General features: G+C 41.6%; 1 pseudogene. It reads left to right on the top strand.

The window, feature by feature from the left end:
* Window positions 1–156: 156 nt before the first annotated feature.
* Window positions 157–616 (top strand): annotated as a pseudogene (gene tnpA / locus AB840_RS15490) (IS200/IS605 family transposase).
* The last annotated feature ends 103 nt before the right edge of the window (window positions 617–719 follow it).

Below are 719 nucleotides of genomic sequence, written 5' to 3'. Positions count from 1 at the left end.
TTTTTGTATTATAGTTAGAAAACCCCTGGTTAGACCAGGGGTTCCAAAAAGCTTTAGCGATGAGTCTTTGAAGGTTTAAAACAAAACACCTTTGATGGTAAGATAAGAATGCGGTCCGTCAACTGCAAACCTATCCACATCAAAGGAGGTCATTCGATGAATGACACACACAGTCTATCACACAGTAAATGGAATTGTAAATATCATGTAGTATTTGCACCGAAGTATCGGCGGCAAGTATTTTATGGGCAAAAGCGATATGAAATAGGGCAAATACTACGTGAATTATGCCAATGGAAAGGTGTGACATTACTAGAAGCAGAAGCATGTCCGGATCATGTGCATCTGCTATTGGAGATTCCCCCCCAAGATGAGTGTATCGGGTTTCATGGGCTTTCTCAAAGGGAAGAGTAGCCTGATGATCTATGAAAAATGGGGAAATATGAAATATAAGTACCGAAATCGGCAATTTTGGTGTCGGGGATACTACGTAGATACCGTAGGAAAAAACGAGAAGAAGATAACCACCTATATTCGAGAACAACTTAAAGAAGATGAAATGTCCGAACAGCTTACATTAGATTTTGAAGACCCGTTTACGGGTAACCGGAAGTGATATGCAAGTGACGGACCGAACATGCGCTGTAAAGCGCCGCTGGTAGACTAGGCCTTATAGGCCGCATAAGAAAAACCACCAGCTAAGCTGGTGGATCATTATT

Origin of the sequence: Megasphaera cerevisiae DSM 20462, from assembly GCF_001045675.1 — a bacterium.
Taxonomy (GTDB): domain Bacteria; phylum Bacillota; class Negativicutes; order Veillonellales; family Megasphaeraceae; genus Megasphaera; species Megasphaera cerevisiae.
Note: the sequence above shows the minus strand (reverse complement) of the source record. Positions and strands in the feature narration are given on the sequence as shown.